Annotated in this window: 15 protein-coding genes; 14 read left to right on the top strand and 1 reads right to left on the bottom strand. The window is 71.6% G+C overall.

What is annotated here, in order from left to right:
- From ACFVSU_RS16305 to panB, 10 genes are all read left to right on the top strand, one after another.
- Nucleotides 1–2070, top strand: a complete 2070-nt coding sequence (locus tag ACFVSU_RS16305; RefSeq protein ID WP_387145104.1) for a dipeptide/oligopeptide/nickel ABC transporter permease/ATP-binding protein — start codon at nucleotides 1–3, stop codon at nucleotides 2068–2070.
- A complete protein-coding gene (locus ACFVSU_RS16300; RefSeq protein ID WP_387145101.1) occupies nucleotides 2067–2873 on the top strand; it encodes an ABC transporter ATP-binding protein in 807 nt (268 codons plus the stop codon). Before ACFVSU_RS16305 ends, ACFVSU_RS16300 begins: the two co-directional genes overlap by 4 nt.
- Nucleotides 2874–2899: 26 nt before the next feature.
- The gene (locus tag ACFVSU_RS16295) at nucleotides 2900–3844 is read left to right on the top strand and encodes a dihydrodipicolinate synthase family protein (protein WP_387145098.1); all 945 of its coding nucleotides are present in this window, start codon (nucleotides 2900–2902) and stop codon (nucleotides 3842–3844) included.
- Complete coding sequence (locus ACFVSU_RS16290) at nucleotides 3844–4803, top strand: ROK family protein (protein WP_387145096.1); 960 nt, start codon at nucleotides 3844–3846, stop codon at nucleotides 4801–4803. Before ACFVSU_RS16295 ends, ACFVSU_RS16290 begins: the two co-directional genes overlap by 1 nt.
- Nucleotides 4800–5495 (top strand): N-acetylmannosamine-6-phosphate 2-epimerase, encoded by a 696-nt coding sequence (locus ACFVSU_RS16285; protein WP_387145093.1) that lies wholly within the window; start codon nucleotides 4800–4802, stop codon nucleotides 5493–5495. The genes ACFVSU_RS16290 and ACFVSU_RS16285 overlap by 4 nt, the downstream gene beginning before the upstream one ends.
- Complete coding sequence (locus ACFVSU_RS16280) at nucleotides 5492–6430, top strand: DUF4862 family protein (RefSeq protein ID WP_387145090.1); 939 nt, start codon at nucleotides 5492–5494, stop codon at nucleotides 6428–6430. Before ACFVSU_RS16285 ends, ACFVSU_RS16280 begins: the two co-directional genes overlap by 4 nt.
- Before the next feature lie 99 nt (nucleotides 6431–6529).
- Nucleotides 6530–9478, top strand: a complete 2949-nt coding sequence (locus ACFVSU_RS16275; RefSeq protein ID WP_387145088.1) for an exo-alpha-sialidase — start codon at nucleotides 6530–6532, stop codon at nucleotides 9476–9478.
- A 131-nt stretch (nucleotides 9479–9609) separates the two neighbouring features.
- Entirely contained in the window at nucleotides 9610–10347 is a 738-nt protein-coding gene (locus tag ACFVSU_RS16270) for a DUF2520 domain-containing protein (RefSeq protein ID WP_387145085.1), read from the top strand.
- Complete coding sequence (gene panC / locus ACFVSU_RS16265; protein WP_387145081.1) at nucleotides 10344–11189, top strand: pantoate--beta-alanine ligase; 846 nt, start codon at nucleotides 10344–10346, stop codon at nucleotides 11187–11189. The genes ACFVSU_RS16270 and panC overlap by 4 nt, the downstream gene beginning before the upstream one ends.
- A gap of 1 nt (nucleotide 11190) precedes the next feature.
- Nucleotides 11191–12051 (top strand): 3-methyl-2-oxobutanoate hydroxymethyltransferase, encoded by an 861-nt coding sequence (gene panB / locus ACFVSU_RS16260; protein ID WP_387145078.1) that lies wholly within the window; start codon nucleotides 11191–11193, stop codon nucleotides 12049–12051.
- A 34-nt stretch (nucleotides 12052–12085) separates the two neighbouring features.
- Here the strand turns inward: panB and ACFVSU_RS16255 are convergent, their stop codons facing one another.
- Nucleotides 12086–13093: a LacI family DNA-binding transcriptional regulator gene (locus ACFVSU_RS16255; protein WP_387145075.1), complete on the bottom strand. Its 1008-nt coding sequence runs from the start codon at nucleotides 13091–13093 to the stop codon at nucleotides 12086–12088.
- A 137-nt stretch (nucleotides 13094–13230) separates the two neighbouring features.
- Here ACFVSU_RS16255 and ACFVSU_RS16250 point away from each other — a divergent pair, with 137 nt between their 5' ends.
- The 4 genes from ACFVSU_RS16250 to ACFVSU_RS16235 all read left to right on the top strand — a co-directional run bounded on the left by ACFVSU_RS16250 (nucleotide 13231) and on the right by ACFVSU_RS16235 (nucleotide 17416).
- Nucleotides 13231–14547 carry an ABC transporter substrate-binding protein gene (locus ACFVSU_RS16250; RefSeq protein WP_387145072.1) on the top strand — a complete coding sequence of 439 codons (1317 nt, stop codon included), beginning with the start codon at nucleotides 13231–13233 and terminating at the stop codon, nucleotides 14545–14547.
- 79 nt (nucleotides 14548–14626) lie between these two features.
- Nucleotides 14627–15742: a Gfo/Idh/MocA family protein gene (locus tag ACFVSU_RS16245; protein WP_387145068.1), complete on the top strand. Its 1116-nt coding sequence runs from the start codon at nucleotides 14627–14629 to the stop codon at nucleotides 15740–15742.
- Nucleotides 15739–16653, top strand: coding sequence for a PmoA family protein (locus ACFVSU_RS16240; RefSeq protein ID WP_387145065.1), 915 nt, complete (start codon nucleotides 15739–15741; stop codon nucleotides 16651–16653). Before ACFVSU_RS16245 ends, ACFVSU_RS16240 begins: the two co-directional genes overlap by 4 nt.
- A 22-nt stretch (nucleotides 16654–16675) precedes the next feature.
- On the top strand, nucleotides 16676–17416 hold the full coding sequence (locus ACFVSU_RS16235; protein ID WP_387145062.1) for a cupin domain-containing protein: 741 nt from the start codon (nucleotides 16676–16678) through the stop codon (nucleotides 17414–17416).
- Nucleotides 17417–17542: the final 126 nt, after the last annotated feature.

The following is a 17542-nucleotide window of genomic DNA, read 5'->3' as shown; positions in this document are numbered from 1 at the left end:
ATGCGACGCAAACTGACCGAACGACTCTCCACGCCGGGCCTGCGCCTGGGGTCGCTGTCCACCGGCACGGTGATCTGCCTCTCGATCATCGCGATCATCGCGCTCGCGGCGATCTTCGCGCCCTTCGTGGCGCCGTACGACCCGCTCGCCTCGGGCCCCCCGGTGCAGCCGCCCAGCTCGGAGCACTGGTTCGGCACCGACCGACAGGGCCGCGACATCTTCTCGCGGCTCGTCTACGGCGGTCGCTACTCCCTGACGATCGGCCTCGGCGCGACGCTCGCGGCGCTGATCGCCGCCGTCGTGCTCGGCACGATCGCGGCCACGGCGCCGAAGTGGATCTCCGAGACGCTGATGCGGGTCATGGACGTCGTGATGTCGTTCCCCGGCATCGCCCTCGCCGCCGTGTTCGTCGCGGTGTTCGGCCGGTCGCTGCCGGTGCTGATCCTGACGATCGCGTTCCTCTACGTGCCGCAGCTCACCCGCATCGTGCGGGCGAACGTGCTCGACCAGTACGGCGAGGACTACGTGTCGGCCGTCAAGGTCATGGGCGCGTCGACCTCGCGGATCATCGTCAAGCACGTCGCGCGCAACACCATGGCCCCTGTCCTGGTGTTCGCGACGGTGCTCGTCGCCGACGCCATCGTGTTCGAGGCATCCCTGTCGTTCCTGCAGGCCGGCGTCCCCGACCCCGAGCCCTCGTGGGGCAACGTGATCGCCGCGGGCCGCAACCTGCTCATGAGCGGCGCCTGGTGGGCGACGTTCTTCCCGGGCCTGCTGATCATGACGACGGTGCTGTGCCTCAACATCGTGTCGGAGGGCATGACCGATGCCATGGTCGCCCCCAAGGCCCGCAGGCTCAGTGCCGATGCGGTGTCGACGGAGGAGTCGACCTCCGCACTGGAGGCCGTGCAGGCCCCGACTGGGCACGACTCATCGGCGGCGGATGTCGCGGACGGCAGTGCGTACGAGCGTGCAGAGACGCCCGTGGTCACGGTGACGACGCCGGTGCTCGAAGCCACGACGACCGTCGTCCCTCTCGACGAGCGCCTCGCGGAGCTCCGCGAGGTCGAGCTGGAGCGCACGGACCGGCTGGTCTACACCTCCGACGCGCCGCCGCTCCTGGAGGTGCAGGATCTGTCGATCTCGTTCCCGCGCCACGGCGACGTCTCCGTCGTCGACGACGTGAACTTCACGGTGCGACCCGGGGAGACGATGGCGCTGGTCGGTGAGTCCGGCTGCGGCAAGTCGATCACCTCGCTCGCGATCATGGGTCTCCTCGACGAGAGCGCGACGATCACCGGCCGCATCATGTTCGACGGCAAGGATCTGCTGCAGATGTCGCCCGCCGAGCGCAACGCGCTGCGCGGCCACGACATCGCGATGATCTATCAGGACGCGCTGAGCTCGCTCAACCCGGCGATCCTGATCCGCGGGCAGATGAAGCAGCTCACGTCGCGCGGCGGCACCCGCACGGCGGAGGAACTGCTGACGCTGGTCGGTCTCGATCCGGAGCGGACGCTCGCGTCCTACCCGCACGAGCTGTCGGGCGGCCAGCGCCAGCGGGTGCTCATCGCCATGGCGCTCACCCGCAACCCCCGCCTGGTGATCGCCGACGAGCCGACGACCGCGCTCGACGTCACGGTGCAGGCGCAGGTGATCGAGCTGCTCAACTCGCTGCGCGAGGAGCTCGGGTTCGCGATGCTGTTCGTCTCCCACGACCTCGCGCTCGTCGCGGAGCTCGCGCACCGCATCACCGTGATGTACGCGGGGCAGGTCGTCGAGCAGGGCACCACCCGTGAGCTGCTCACCCAGCCGGTGCACGAGTACACGCGAGGCCTGCTCGGGGCGGTGCTGTCGATCGAGTCGGGATCGGACCGCCTACACCAGGTGCCCGGCACGGTGCCGTCGCCACACGACTTCCCCGCCGGCGATCGGTTCGCCCCGCGATCGGCGAACCCCGCCCGCAACAAGGGCGTCGTGCCGGTGCGTCGACACGTGCCCGGGACCGACCACTACTACGCCGCGCATCCCGAGGATGCGCCCGTCCAGCCGATCGGAGGTGCGCGATGACCGAGCCGATCATCGAGCTGCAGGACGTCCACGTGCGGTTCAAGACGCGCACGTCCGGACTGTTCACGAAGACCTATGTCGACGCGCTCGCCGGCGTCTCGCTCACCGTCAAGGCCGGGCAGACCCTCGGCATCGTGGGCGAGTCGGGGTCGGGCAAGTCCACGGCGGCCAAAGTCCTCGTCGGGCTCGAGCAGCCCACGTCGGGCACGGTGGTGTTCGGCGGCGAGCCGGTGACGTCGTTCAACCGCGATGTGCGCCGCCGCCTCGGACGCATCCTCTCGGTGGTGTTCCAGGACCCGGCGACAGCACTCAACGCCCGTATGACGGTGCGCGACGGCCTGCTCGACCCGCTGCAGGTGCACCGTGTCGGCTCGCCGGCCGAGCGCGAGCGCCGGGTGAGGGAGCTCATCGGCCTGGTCGGGCTGCCGACCTCGGCGCTGGACGCGCTTCCGAGCCAGCTCTCCGGCGGTCAGCGCCAGCGCGTCGCGATCGCACGGGCGCTGGCGCTGGAGCCGCAGGTGATCGTCGCCGACGAGCCGACGTCGGCGCTCGACGTCTCGGTGCGGGCTCAGATCCTGAACCTGCTCACCGACCTCAAGAACGAACTGGGCCTCGGGATGGTCTTCATCTCGCACGACATCCAGACCGTCCGCTACCTGTCGGACGAGATCGCGGTCATGAACAAGGGCCGTGTCGTCGAGTACGGCGACGCCGCCCGCGTGTTCGACGACCCGTTCGACGACTACACGCGCACGCTCCTCGGCGCCGCGCCCTCCCTCCTCGACCCCACCCCGCTCGGCTGAAGCCGCGAACCCGCTTGGAACCCTCGATGTCCTCTTCCTCCACCCGCTCGTTCTCCGGCGTCGTCCCGCCGGTCGCCACGCCCCTCCTGCCGGACGGCACCGTCGACCACGCCTCGCTCGAGCGACTCGTCGACTACCTCGTCGCCTCGGGCGTGCACGGCCTCTTCGCGCTGGGCTCGACCGGCGAGACCGCCTACTTCACCGACGACCAGCGCGTCGACATCCTGCGCACGATCGCGAGCGCGGCCGCCGGGCGCGTGCCGATCATCGCGGGCGCGATCGAGCTGACCTCGGCGCGCATCGTCGAGACCTCGCGCCGCCTCGTGGCGACCGGAGCGGATGCGGTCGTCACGACCGCTCCGCTGTACACGCTCAACTCGCCGGCCGAGGTCGACCGGCACTTCCGCGCTGTCGCCGCCGGCATCGACGCTCCGCTCTGGGCATACGACGTCCCGGTGCGGGTGCACTCCAAGCTCGGGCTGGAGCTGCTCATGAGCCTGGGGCGCGACGGCGTCATCGCCGGGGTGAAGGATTCGTCGGGCGACGACGTGGGATTCCGGCGACTGCTCGCCGCGAACGACGCCGCAGGGCACCCGCTCCAGCTCCTGACGGGGCACGAGATGGTCGTCGACGCCATGCTGCTCGCAGGCGCCGATGGCGTGGTGCCGGGCTTCGCGAACGTCGAGGCGACCGGTTACGTGCGGCTGTGGGATGCTGCGACCCGCGGTGACTGGGAGGCTGCGCGCGGCGAGCAGGAGCGCATCAACCGTGCGTTCGAGATCGTGTTCCAGCCGCAGGGTCTGTCGGGCGACGCGACCGGGGTCGGCGCGTTCAAGGCGGCGATGAAGGCGCGAGGCATCATCGATCACGCGACCATGGCGTTCCCGACCCAGCCCCTCGACGACGCGGCGGTGGAGCGCATCCACGGGATCCTCGCCGAGCTGGATCTGCTGCCCGTTCAGGCGTCCTGATGCCGGAGGTCGTGCTCGTCGTCGACATCGGCGGCACGAAGACGACCGTCGGGGTCGCTGATCGCGCCGACGCCGTGCTCGCCGCCGCGACCGCACCCACTCCGGCGGCCGAAGGGCCGGATGCGGTCGTGCGGACGGTGGTCGCACTCGCGGCGACCGTGATGGCGCAGGAAGGCGTCGTGGTCGCGTGCGGCCTCGGCGTCGCGACGGCGGGTGTCGTCGACGTCTCGCGCGGGACCATCGTCTCGTCGACCGACACCATGGCCGGCTGGCCCGGCACGGAGCTCGCGGCGCGCCTGCGCGAAGCGCTCGGCGATCTGCTCGCCCGCACCGCACCCGTCCACGTGCAGAACGACGTCGACGCGCACGCACTCGGTGAGTTCCGCCACGGCGCAGCCGCCGGTGCCCGCAGTGCCCTGGTGGTCGCGGTCGGCACCGGCGTCGGGGCGGGGATCGTCATCGAGGGGCGCGTGCTCCGCGGCGCCCACCACGTCGCCGGGGAGATCGCGCACATGCCGGTGCCAGGAGCCGAGCATCTGCGCTGCCCGTGCGGGCGCGGCGGACACCTGGAGGCGATCGGATCCGGCGTGGGCATGCACCGTCACTACCTGTCGCTCGGCGGCGACCCCGTCGCCCCCGACGCACGTGGTGTGGTCGCCCGCGCCCGCGAGGGCGACCCTCTCGCGCGCCGCGCGCTCGCCGAGTCGGCGGCCGCGGTCGGACGCGGGATCGCCGGTGCCGTCACGCTGCTCGATCCGGAGCGCGTCGTCGTCACGGGCGGCGTCGCGCAGATCGGCGACGACTGGCTCGCTCCGCTGCGTGCCGCCTACCGTGAGGAGGTCATCGACGTGCTGCACGACGTCGTGATCACACCGGGGGTGCTGGCCGGCGACGCGCCGCTACGCGGGGCCGCAGCATCCGTCTGGGAGATCTGGAAGGAACGCGAGGACGCCGCATGAGGGACACCGCGGAGAACATCCTGAGCCGCCTCGCCGGTGGCCTGATCGTGTCGTGCCAGGCCTATCCGGGCGAGCCGATGCGCGACCCGCGCACCATGGTGCAGATCGCGCACGCCGCCGTGGCCGGGGGAGCGGCGGGGATCCGCCTGCAAGGCCTCGACGACATCCGGGCGGCCGCAGACCTCGAGGTGCCGATCGTCGGGCTCTGGAAGGACGGCGACGCCGACGTCTTCATCACGCCGACCCTCGCGCACGCGCTCGCCGTCGCGGAGGCCGGCGCCGACATCGTCGCACTCGACGGCACGCGCCGCCCGCGCCCCGACGGACGCACCCTCGCCGAGACCATCGCAGGACTGAGAGAACGCCACGACGTGCTCGTCATGGCCGACTGCGGGTCGCTGGACGACGCGATCGCCGCCGAGGGGGCCGGCGCCGACATCCTGGGCACGACACTGTCGGGGTACTCGGGTGAGCGGCTCCGCACGCCGGGGCCCGACCTCGAGCTCATCGCGCAGATCGCCGCACGCTGCGCACGGCCGATCTGCGCGGAGGGGCGCATCCATTCGCCGACTGATGCCGCGGCCGCGCGCTCGGCGGGAGCCTTCACCGTCTGCGTGGGCACGGCGATCACCCACCCGACCACGATCACGTCGTGGTTCGTGCGGGCGCTGGAGGGGCCATCCGTGCCGTGAGCGAAGCGACACCCGTCCTCATCAGCGCCTACGCCGCGTCCCCGGCCTACGCGCACTGGGATCCCGGGCTCGAAGCCGAGCTGCTTCCCGCGCTCTGCGCGCTGCCGGACGTCGCGGGCCTCGAGGTTCCGTGGCTGGGTGCCGTGCACCCGCACGATCCGCAGTGGTTCCTCGACCATGTGCCGGCGGGCGCGAGCCTGGCGCTCACCCCGCTCCCGTGGGTGATGCGGCGCACCGCCGAGGACCCCGCCTACGGGATCGCGTCGACGGATGCCGCCGGCCGCGCCGCCGCGATCGCCGACCTCCGGCGGCTCCGCGCCGACGCGCGGCTGCTGGGGGAGCGCAGCGACGGGCACGTCGCCTACGTGGCGCTGCACACCGCGCCGCGAGGCGGTGGCGATCCCGCAGCGCTCGCCGCTTCCCTGGACGAGGTCGGCGGCTGGGACTGGGGCGACGCGCGCCTGGTGGTCGAGCACTGCGACGCCGTGCGCCCCGGGCAGGCGTTCGAGAAGGGGTTCCTGCCGCTCGAGGACGAGATCGCCACGATCGCCCGAGTCGACGCCGACATCGGGCTGTGGCTGAACTGGGGCCGCTCGGCGATCGAGCTGCGCGACGCCGACGCCGTGACGACGCAGATCCGGGATGCCGCGGCATCCGGCATCCTCGCGGGCCTCACGTTCTCGGGAGTGGCGACCGTCGACGGCCCGTACGGCTCCGCGTGGATCGACGCGCATCCGCCGATCCTCTCGACCGATCCGTCATCCCGCTCCTTGCTGGACGACGCCCACGTGGCCGCCGCACTCCGCGCCGCGGGGGACGCGCCGTGGCTCGGCCTCAAGGTGAGCCGGCTGCCCGCCGACCGCACGGCGGCCGAGGTGCTGGCGACGGTGGCCCGCAACCTCGAGGTCGTCCGCCGCGCACACGCGACCGCCTGACGTATCGGCGATCCAGCTCTTGTGCCTCGTCGCCGGTTCCGATAGCTTCGCCGGAAATACGATGTCTGATGTCAGACACGCAAGCGAAAGGTTGGCCGAATGAACCGTCTCCTTCCCCCGCACCGACCCCGACGCGGGCGCACCGCGGCGAAACGTGCTGCCGTCCCCGCACTGATCGCGGCGCTCCTCCTCGGCGGCACGATGCCCGCGAATGCCGCACCCACGCCCGGCTACCTGACGGATCCCACTGATGCGCCGGGCACGTATGCCGTGCAGAACCTCGCCGCCGACCGCACCGCGTCGAACTTCTTCTACCGGATCCCCGCCATCGCGCACCTCGGCGACGGCGTCGTCGTCGCGGCGTGGGACGCGCGACCCGGCAGCGCCGCAGACTCGCCCAACCCGAACTCGATCATCCAGCGCCGCTCGACCGACAACGGCGTGACGTGGGGACCGCTGCAGGTCATCGCTGCGGGCCACGTCGGTGACGCGAGCGCGCCCCGTCACGGCTACTCCGACCCGAGCTACGTCCACGACCGCGAGACGGGCCGCCTCTTCGCCTTCTTCGTGTTCTCGAAGGACCAGGGCTTCGGCGGCAGCGCCTACGGAAACGACGACGCCGACCGTCAGGTCATCAGCTCGGCCGTGATCCAGTCCGACGACGGCGGACTCACGTGGAGCGAGCCCCGTTTGATCACGGACGTCACGAAGACGGCCGAGGGCACGGTGACAAACGGGCGGTACACCCCCGTCGCGGGCGACATCAAAGGCAACTTCGCCACCTCGGGTGGCGGCATCCAACTCCGCTACGGCGAGCACGCCGGCCGCCTGATCCAGCAGTACGCGGGCACGGTGCTGCAGGCCGGGGGCGGCACCGCCATCCAGGCCTACTCCGTGTACTCCGACGACCACGGCGCCACCTGGCACAAGGGCGCGAACGTCGGCACCGGCATGGACGAGAACAAGGTCATCGAGCTCTCGGACGGCACCGTGATGCTCAACTCACGCGACAGCTCGAACGGCCGCTACCGCAAAGTCGCGATCTCGTCCGACGGCGGCGCCACCTACGGGCCGGTCACGCAGGACAAGGAGCTGCCCGACCCGACCAACAACGCGGCGATCGTACGACTGCACCCCGACGCCCCCGAGGGGAGCGCCGACGCGCAGCGGCTGCTGTTCGTGAACTCGAACAACGGCGCCGACGGCGGCCGCGTCAACGGCGCGGTGCGCGTGTCGTGCGACGACGGCGAGACCTGGCCGGGTCTGCGCACGATCGACACCGGATCGTTCGCCTACGCCAGCGCGAGTGTGCTCGACGACGGCCGCATCGGCGTCCTCTGGGAGCGCAACTACACCAGCGACATGCGGCTCTCGACCTTCGACGAGGACTGGCTCAACTATGCCTGCGCACCTCTGTCGGCCCCCGATCAGCAGCTTGCGGCGGGTGCGACCGTCACCGTGCCGGTGACCGTCACCAACCAGGAGGACGCGGCGCTGACCGGCGACATCTCGTTCTACACCCCGGCGGGATGGACGGCGTCGACGGCCGCGGTGACGGGACTTGCGCCCGGCGCCTCGACCACGGTCGACGTGACGGTGACCGCACCCGCCGGGGCTCAGGGCACCCAGCGGCTGCAAGCCGCGTTCACGGCGTCGGACGGGCGGGTCAGCCAGTTCACGACGACGTTCGCACTGCCGGCACCGCTCGGACTCACGCTCACCTCGACCTTGACCAGCCCTGCGCGCGACGTCGTCGCGAACCCGTACCAGGGGGGCGACGTGCTCGCGTACACGGTGCGCGTGGTGAGCACGGCGAACATCGTCACCCTCGTCACCCCGAAGGAGGCGAATTTCACCACGGGATTCCTGCCGACGGCGTGCCGTTGGCAGAACCTCCCCGCGCTCGGTGCGTACAACTGCACGACGCCTCGTCACACGATCACCGCGGATGACGTGGCGCGAGGCTGGTACACGCCCGAGTTCAGCTTCACCGTGGCACCGGCGTCCGATCCGTCCGCTGCGACGACCGTCTCCGTGAAGGGGGCGACCGTGGCCCTCCGGGACGGGATCCTGGATGCGTCGATCACCGGTTCGCGCACCGACACCGGGCGCGATCTGGCCGCTCAGCCGTATGCGGTCGGCGGCCAGGTGCCGTACTCGTTCCGCGTCGACAACGTCTCGCCGCTGACGACGACGGTCACCCCGACGACCGGTGCCTTCGCTCCGTTCGTGCCGCCGGGCGCCGGGAACTGCCGCTACCTGTCGCTGGCCGGGTTCGCCGGCTACGAGTGCGGGACCGCTCGGCATGCCGTGACCCAGGCCGACCTCGATCGCGGCTACTTCGATGCGACCACGACATGGACCCTCTCAGCCGCAGGCCAGACCGCGAAGGAGCTGACCGCGCCGGCACCCGAGGTGGATGTCGTGGCACGCGACCCCCGTCTGTCCGGGGAGGTCGAGGGAACCTGGAACGACGTGAACGGCGACGAGTTCGCCACCGTCGGGGACACCGTCACGTTCACCGCCGAGGTGATCAACGCCGGCAACGTGCGGCTCGACGACGTCTCCGCAGGCGACCTGGCCGACGGCACCCTCGCCGTGGGCGGCGCCGCCTCGATCCACACGTCGACCCTCGTCGTCACCGCCGCGCATCTCGCCGCCGGCGAGGTCCCCGCTCCGAGCTTCGAGGCGACCGCGACCAACGGCTCGCGTCGGGTGAGCGCCGTTGTCTCCGGCGCCGCGGTGGCTCTTCCGCTTCCGTCGGAGTGGGCGACGGCGACCGTTTACAGCGAGGGAGACCGCGTGCTCCATCACGGCCGCCAGTGGGTCGCATCCTGGTGGACGCAGGCCCAGAAGCCCGGCGACCCGTGGGGACCGTGGCAGGAGTACGCCACCGACGATGCAGCCGCGGTCGTGTGGACCGCCACGCGCATCTTCGACACCGGCGACGTCGCCGTCCATGACGGCAAGACGTTCACCGCGAAGTGGTGGACGCGCAATCAGACCCCGGGCGCGAAGAACGGACCATGGGTCCGTATCGCCGGATGATCTGCTGATCGACGGGCCTGGAGAGGCCGCCGGAGGTGCCCGTGGACGCCGCCGGTGGCCTCTCGGGTATTTTTGAACCTGGTTCAGCCGTCCTGGACCGGATCCACGCGCCGTGACGGGAGACGACGACGATGCCGGACTCGCAGCCCGCGCACGCGCTTGCCCGCGTCGCGATCATCGGCGACGGCCGCGTCGGCCGCGCGATCGCGACGGCCCTCCGGAACGCGGGCGTCGATGTGCAGGGCCCGCTCGGCCGCGGCGCGACCGGCGACGGCGCCGACCTCGTGCTGCTCGCGGTGCCGGACGCCGAGATCGCCGCAGCGGCGGCACTCGTCGCACCGGGCCGCCTGGTGGGGCATTTCTCGGGCGCGACCACGCTCGAGCCGCTCGCACCGCACGAGGCGCTCAGCATCCATCCCCTCACGACCGTGACCGGCGACACCTCGTTCGCGGGCGTCCCCGCGGCCCTCGCCGGCTCGACCGCGCGGGCGCTCGCCACCGCGCATGTGCTCGCCGAGGCGCTCGGCATGGCGCCGTTCGACGTCGCCGATGACGACCGCCCCGCGTACCACGCGGCGGCGTCGATCGCGTCGAACTTCCTCGTGACGCTCGAGTCCTTCGCGGAGGACCTCGCCGCCACTGCCGGGGTTCCGCGAGAGGCACTCGCCCCGCTCGTGCGCGCGACCGTCGCGAACTGGGAGGCGCACGGCGCCGCCGCCCTCACCGGTCCGATCGCCCGCGGCGACGAGGCGACCGTCGCCCGTCAACGCGCCGCGGTGGCCGACCGGCTCCCGGAGCGCGTCGAACTCTTCGACGCCCTGGTCGCCGCGACGCGCGACCTCCGCGCACGACAGGAGGTGGGATCGTGATCGTCGTCCGCACCGTCGCCGACCTCCGCGCCGCGCTGCGCGAGCGCCGCGGCGCCAGCATCGGCCTCGTGCCCACCATGGGCGCCCTGCACGAAGGCCACGCGACGCTGCTGCGTGCCTCCCGCAACGCCGACGACACCGTCGTCATGACGATCTTCGTCAACCCCGCGCAGTTCAACGAGCAGTCCGACCTCGCGGCCTATCCCCGCACGGAGGACGCCGACCTCGCCCTCGCCGAGGCCGAGGGGGTCGACGTCGTGTTCGCCCCGGATGCGTCCGAGGTCTATCCGGACGGCTTCGCGACCGCCGTGAGCGTGTCGGGGCCGATCGCCGAGACCCTCGAGGGCGCCGAGCGCGGCCGTGCGCATTTCGACGGCGTCGCCACCGTCGTGACGAAGCTCCTGCTCGCCGCGCTCCCCGATCACGCGTACTTCGGCGCGAAGGACGCCCAGCAGGTCGCCGTCATCCGCCGCTTCGTCGCCGATCTCGGCATCCCGGTGACCCTCGTCGTCTGCCCCACGTCGCGCGACGCGGACGGACTCGCCCGCTCCAGCCGCAACTCCCGCCTCTCGCCCGATGAGCGCTCGCAGGCCCTCGCGATCCCGCACGCCCTGGAGGAGGTGACGGATGCCGCGGCCTCCGGCATCGCCGACACCGAGGCGCTGCGCGCGCGAGCCCTCGCGACGCTCGAGGCATCCGGCATCCGTCCCGAGTACGTGGCGTTCGTAGACCCGATCACGTTCGCTCCCGCCGCCGTCGTCGACGGACCGGTGCTGGTGGCGATCGCGGCCCGCGTCGGAAGCACGCGGCTCATCGACAACACCGTTCTAGGAGGTGCGTGACATGCGCGCACAGGTCACCCTGCAGCGACTCGCCGAGATGAAGGCCCGCCGCGAGCCGATCGTGATGGTCACGGCCTACGACTACCCGACCGCCCGTGTCGCGGAGCAGGCCGAGGTCGACATGGTGCTCGTCGGCGACTCCGGCGCGCAGGTCGTGCTCGGGCACGACTCCACCGTCGCGGTCACCGTCGAGGAGATGCTCGTGCTCGCCGGCGCCGTGCGCCGGGGGGTGCAGTCGGCGTTCGTCGTGGCCGACCTGCCGTTCGGATCGACCGAGGTGTCGGACGAGCAGGCCGTCACGACGGCGATCCGCTTCGTCAAGGAGACCGGCGCCGACGCCGTCAAGCTCGAAGGCGGGGGAGACGCTCGGCTCAGCCGCATCCGGGCGATCGCCGAGGCCGGCATCCCCGTCGTCGCGCACGTGGGCCTCACGCCGCAGACGGCCGTGGCGCTCGGCGGCCTCCGCGCGCAGGGGCGCACCGCCGAGTCGGCCGCGCGCATCGTGCGCGAGTCGCTCGCCGTCCAGGACGCCGGTGCGAGCGTGCTCGTCATCGAGGCCGTGCCCGCGGACGTCGCCGCCGTCGTGCTGCCGGCGCTCGAGATCCCCGTGATCGGCATCGGCGCCGGTCCCGCCGACGGCCAGGTGCTCGTGATCCACGACCTGCTCGGCATCACGGAGGGCAAGACGGCCGCGTTCGTGAAGCGCTACGGCGCCATCGGACCCGACATGGTGGCGGGCGTCGCGGCCTACGCCCGCGAAGTCCGGGGCGGGGTCTTCCCCGGCCCCGAGCACGGGTACTCCGCGACCGACGTCGCGATCGACGCCGCCCGCGCCGAGCTCGACGCGCGAACCCGCGACTGACGACGGACGCTGCGGCCCCCGGTCGCGGGGCGGTTCATCGTGGCGCGGGGCCGGTCGACTCGCGCCAGATGACGCGGTGGAGCTGCTGCGGCTCGGTGGGTGCGGGCTCGTTGCGCAGTGCCGCGATGAGCCGGGTCATCGCGCGTGAGCCCAGGCCCTCGAGGTCGATCTCGACCGTCGTGAGCGCGGGGCTGAGCAGGCGGCCGAGGGGCTGGTCGTCCCATCCGCTCACGCTGAGATCGCCGGGCACGCGCAATCCACGGTCGAGCGCGGCGCGGATCACCCCGGCGGCGACGAGATCGTTGGCCGCCACGACGGCGGTGGGTCCGTCGCGGTCGGGGAGAGCCTCGACGGCCGCCATGCCGGCCTCGGCCGACCAGTCGCCCTCGACGACGCCGAAGGAGTCCAGCCCGAGTCGCTCGAGCGTCTCGAGGTAGGTGTCGCGTCGCGCGCGGGCGGACGCGAACTGGAGGTCTCCGGTGACGTGGAGGAACCTGCGGTGGCCGAGCTCCGCGAGTCCCTCGATGACCTCGGCGAGGGCGGAGGCATCCGCGAGCTCGCCAATGCCGCGCATCTCGTCGTCGAAGTCCGCGGACGCGACGATGAGCGTGCCGCTCGACGCCTGCAGGTCGAGCGAGGCGAGCACGGGCGCGAACGAGACGATGCCGTCGACCTGACCCGAGTCGGCGAGTTCCGCGACGCGCTCGGTGCGTTCCGCCGCCCCGCCTTCGAGAGCCAGCACCTCGACGGCGTACCCCGCCCAGTGGGCGGCGGAGCTGGCGCCGGCGAGCATGCGCGCCGGGCTGTAGGCGAGTGTCGGCACGACCACCGCGAGCCGGCCGGTCTGCCGGGTGCGCATGGAGCGGGCGACGAGGTTCGGGCGGTAGTTCAGCTGCTCGACCGCGGCCTGCACGCGCGCCTTGGTGGCGGGCTTGAGTCCGTCGGGAGCACGGAAGTAGCGCGAGACGGTCTGATGCGAGACCTCGGCCAGGCGGGCGACCTCCATGATCGTCGGCCGGCGGTGCGATGCGGTGTCGGTCACGGCGCCTCCTTCCGAGATCCATGTTGACACAGATTGTGAACCTTCACTATTCTCACTTCCCAACGAAGTGATCGATCACTAAGTGAAGGTTCACTCGATCCTTCCCGACACCAGGACCGCATTCCGAAAGGACGATGATGTTCACACGCAGGAAGAAGACGGCGGCAGGCGCCACGGTCGCCGTGGCCGCGTTCGGCTTGGCCCTCACGGGCTGCGCCAGCGGCTCGGCGCCGGCCGCCGACACCGCACCCACCTATGACCCCGACGAGAAGGTGACCCTGGACTTCGCGTTCTGGGGCAACGACGTGCGCGCCGAGCTGTACGACGAGGTGCTGGACGCCTTCCACGAGGAGTACCCCAATATCACGGTCAACACGTCGTTCCTCGGTTTCCCCGAGTACTGGGAGAAGCGGCAGACGGAGGCGGCCGGCGGCGGGCTCCCCGACGTCATGCAGACCGACATCAACTACCTCCGGCAATACGCCGAGAACGGGCTGTTCCTCGACCTGACGCCCTATCTCGGCTCGCTCATCGACACCGAGCCGCTGCCCGACAACGTGCTCCAGATCGGACAGATCGACGGCGCCACCACCGGCATCACCATCTCCACGAACGCGTGGAGCATGTACCAGAACAGCGTGCTGCTCGACGAGATCGGCGTCGAGCCGTTCGAGGAGGGCGACTGGCAGGACTACAACGACTGGATGGCGGAGGTCACCGACGCCGCGAAGGCCAAGGGCGTCGAGGTCTGGGGCGGGGCGGACTACACCGGCCGCATCCAGAGCTTCGAGATCCAGCAGCGGGCCAAGGGCAAGGACCTCTTCACCGACGACGGCGAGGTGAACTTCACGAAGGACGAGCTGCGTGCCTATTGGGAGTCGGGACAGGAGCTGCGCGACGGCATCACCATCCCGCAGCAGCGTCTCGAGGAGACGATGCCGATGACGGGCTTCGACACCGCGCAGCAGACGAGCGAGATGACGTGGGACAGCTTCGGCGTGAGCTACCTCGCCAACCTCGGTGAGCCGTACACCGAGCTCGAGATCACGGCCCCGCCGGTGACGAAGAAGGGCGCCAAGGACCTGTACAAGAAGGCCGGCATGCTGCTCTCGGCGTCCGCGGGGACTGATCACCCCGAGGCCGCCGCGATCCTCATCGACTTCCTCGTGAACGACCCGGTCACGGGCGAGGTGTTCGGCACCAACCGAGGGTTCCCGGCCTCCGAGACGGCGATGTCGGGCGCGAGCCTCGACGGCATCAACCAGCAGATCGCCGACTACGAGGAGTCCATCGCCGACCGGCTGGGCGACGCGCCGCCGGTCCCGGTGACCGGCTACGGCACCATCGAGGACAAGTTCCGCCAGATCGGCATCGAGCTGAACTTCGGCACGATCACCGTCGATGAGGCCGTCGACCAGTTCTTCACCGAGATGGACGTCGTCCTCAACCAGTGACCTGACCCGGCAGGCGCGGCTCGATTTGTCCCGGGCCGCGCCTGCCGTCCCCGCCCCCACCACGAAGGACCGAGACACGATGTCCACACCCCGCCCACCCTTCCGCGTCGGCATCATCGGCACCGGCGGCATCGCCCATGCCCACGCCGACGCCCTGAACGCCCTCTCGCCCCGCGTCGAGATCGCCGGCGTGGTAGACCTCGACGGTGCGCGTGCCGCCGCCTTCGCCGAGAACTTCGGCGTCGACCGGGTCTACGCGGACGCGGCCGATCTCTTCGCGAACGAGGAGCTCGACCTCGTGCACGTGTGCACGCCGCCGCAGACGCACACGCCGCTCGCGATCCAGGCGATGCGCGCGGGCGTCCCGTCGCTCGTCGAGAAGCCCACGGCACTCACCCTCGGCGAGGTCGACGAGCTCGAGGCGGTGCAGGCCGAGACCGGCGTGCCGGTGCTCACCGTGTTCCAGCACCGGTTCGGCGCCGCCGCCCGCCACCTCGACGCCCTCGTCGCAGGTGGCGAGCTCGGCCGGCCCCTCGTCGCCACCTGCGAGACCCTGTGGTACCGCCCCGACGAGTACTTCGACGTGCCGTGGCGCGGGCGATGGGATGTCGAGGGCGGCGGCCCGACCATGGGCCACGGCATCCATCAGTTCGATCTGCTGTTCGCGATCTTCGGCCGCTGGTCGCAGGTGAGCGCCTTCGCCGCACGGCAGCTGCGACCGACCGACACCGAGGACGTCTCGATGGCGCTGGTGCGCTTCGAGAACGACGCCCTCGCGACCGTCGTCAACTCGCTCGTCTCGCCGCACGAGACCTCGCGGCTGCGGTTCGACTTCGAGTTCGCGTCCGTCGAGGTGCGCCACCTGTACGGATACACCAGCGAGGACTGGACCTTCACTCCGGCGCCAGGCCACGAGCATCTCGCGACCCGCTGGGCCGAGGGCTTGGACAGCGGGGCGACCAGCGGGCACCGTGACCAGATCCGCGCGATCCTCGACGCCCTCGAGGCGGGCGAGGCTCCCGGCGTCGACCTCGCCGAAGCGCGGCACACGCTCGAGTTCGCCGCGGCCACCTACGCCTCCGCGTTCCGTGGGGCCGCGGTCCAGGCGGGGGAGCTGCGCGGCGAGGATCCCTTCGTCCGCTCCATGAGCGGCGGGATGGTGCCCTGGGCTCCCGTGAAGGAGGTGCTCGCATGAGCGCGCTGCGGATCACGCACGACATCGGCTCAGCGGTCACGGTCCGCGACGGCGACGTCGACCTCTTCACCTACGTGTATCGGCCCGCGACGGTGCCCTTGGAGTCGCCCAAGCCCTATCTGCACCCGATCCGCACGCGCCGCGGCGACGTCGTCAGCCTCTTCCGTCCGCACGACCACGTGTGGCACAAGGGCATCGCCTGGGCGCTGCCGGTCGTGAACGACGAGAACTTCTGGGGCGGCCCCACGTACGTCCACGGGCAGTTCTACGTGCAGCTGCCGAACAATGGCGTGCAGCAGCACGACGGGGCGCTCGAGCTCGAGGCGGGCGAGCGCGCCACGGTCGCGCACGGGCTGCGATGGATCACGGAGGCAGGAGACGTGCTGTTCACCGAGGAGCGCGCGCTGACCGCCGAGATCGTGTCGGACGACGCGTGGGCCCTCACCTTCGACACGCAGCTGACCAACGTGTCGGGCGCACCGATCGCCATCGGCTCCCCGACGACCAAGGGACGCGAGAACGCCGGCTACGGCGGGCTGTTCTGGCGCGGACCCCGCTCGTTCACCGACGGCACGCTCGTCGCGCCCGGCGCCTCCGGCGCGGGCGACGACGTGCGGGGCGCGCGCTTCGAGTGGATGGGCTTCGTCGGCCGCCACGACGACGTGGATGCCACGTCGCTCGTGCTCATGCTCGATGACAGCGCCAACCCCCACCACCCGCCGCAGTGGTTCGCGCGCTCCGAGGAGTTCGCCGCGCTGAATCCCGCGCCCTTCTTCAGCGAAGAGGTCGTCGTCGCTCCCGGCGAGACCGCGCGGTTCCGGTACGCCGTCGGCATCGCCGATGGGGGAGCGGATGCTGCGGAGCCGCTCGCCGACGTGCTCCGAGGCATCCTCCAACCCGTCCTAGTCTGAGTCGAGAGGGAGAGGAGCTTTCGTGACCGACACCGCGCCCACATTCCCCGGCGCCACCTCCGTGACCCTGCTCGACGTCTACGACGACCTCGCTCCCGACGGCCTCCGCGGCGGCAGCCCGCACATGCATCTCGCCTCGACCGAGTGCTACGTCGTGATCGGAGGGCACGGCGAGCTGCACACGCTCGACCCCGGCGGACTGCGCGAGACCGAACTGGGCAAGGGCTCGGTGGTGTGGTTCACCCCCGGCACGATCCACCGTGCGGTGAACCATGGCGGCCTCGAGGTGCTCGTGGTCATGGGCAACGCGGGGCTTCCGGAGGCGGGCGACGCCGTGATGACCTTCCCGGCCGACATCGTCGCCGACGCCGCGCGATACGCCGCAGCCGCGGCGCTCCCTGCTGAGCCGCTGGAGGCACGGGCCGCGGCGGCGGCGCGACGGCGCGATCTCGCAGTCGAGGGATTCCTCGTCCTCCGTGACGCCGCGCGGGCCGGCGACCTCGGTCCCCTGCAGGAGTTCCACGCGGCGGCCGCTCGGCTGGTGCAGGGACGGGCCGCGGACTGGACCGGCATCGTCGAGCGGGGTCCCGCGGCGCAGGCCGCGCACAGCCTCGACATCACCCGGGCGCTCGCCGCCGGCGACGCGGGGCACCTCGCTTCGGCTGCGGTCTCCCAGGCGCCGTCGCTCGAGGGCGAACGAGGATTCGGCATGTGCGGCCGGCTGCGCGCCTACGACGTGAGCGGCGGCCCCGTGACCCGCTGAGCAGTGGCGGGACGGATGCCTCGGACCGAGGCATCCGTCCCGTCTGTGCGCTACTTCGCGACGAGGGTCGTCTGGAAGCTGTGAGGCTGCAGCCCGGCGACGCCCGACAGTCCGTCCGGCCGGACG

This window comes from Microbacterium sp. NPDC058062, assembly GCF_042885375.1.
Lineage (GTDB): Bacteria > Actinomycetota > Actinomycetes > Actinomycetales > Microbacteriaceae > Microbacterium > Microbacterium trichothecenolyticum_C.
Note: the sequence above shows the minus strand (reverse complement) of the source record. Positions and strands in the feature narration are given on the sequence as shown.